Source organism: Rhizobium sp. 2YAF20 (genome assembly GCF_052114685.1).
Taxonomy (GTDB): domain Bacteria; phylum Pseudomonadota; class Alphaproteobacteria; order Rhizobiales; family Rhizobiaceae; genus Rhizobium.
Genome location: NZ_JBFRFF010000140.1, coordinates 1 through 553, shown reverse-complemented (window position 1 = coordinate 553; position 553 = coordinate 1). Strand labels below are relative to the sequence as shown.

2 pseudogenes are annotated in these 553 nt (G+C 55.7%); one reads left to right on the top strand and one right to left on the bottom strand.

Annotation, left to right across the window (positions count from 1 at the left end):
* Positions 1–255, bottom strand: a pseudogene (locus AB4Z52_RS36310) (reverse transcriptase domain-containing protein); the annotation flags it as partial.
* A 101-nt stretch (positions 256–356) separates the two neighbouring features.
* Between AB4Z52_RS36310 and AB4Z52_RS36305 the strand changes: the two are divergent.
* Positions 357–553, top strand: a pseudogene (locus tag AB4Z52_RS36305) (ribbon-helix-helix protein, CopG family); the annotation flags it as partial.

Here is a 553-nt window from a genome sequence, read left to right as displayed (position 1 = left end):
CGGAGCCACCCAAAGTGTGTAGCCCAGGAATTTGCGACCAAAGACGCTGGCGACGGCACTTTTGGTCTCATTGACCGTCAGATGCAATCGGCCATAAAGCCGCCTGAGCAAACGCATCACCCGCTCACCAGCCCGGCGACTGCGAACGTAAACGTTCAGGTCGTCGGCGTAGCGTGCGAAGCAATGCCCGCGGCGTTCAAGTTCCTTGTCCACCTCATCAAGCAGGACATTGGCCAGAAACGGCGACAGGTCGCCCCGAACGCAAAAGGTAACTTCGAGTTTGATCGAGTGATTGGGCTTGATTGTTCTCGTTCTTTACTTGATTTGCGTCTTAAAAGGTAATATATATATGTCAAATGTCGCGCTCGACCGAACTGCAGAAGACCGAACGGATCAACGCTGCCCATGGGTTACTCGCGCGTGGGCTGAGTGTGACGGAGGCTGCCATGTCGTTGTCGCGCCAATTTGCACTGTCTCGACGTCAGGCCTATCGATATATCGAGGAGGCTCAGGCGATCAGTCGCCCGATGCCGGCTGCGGAACCAAACACGGC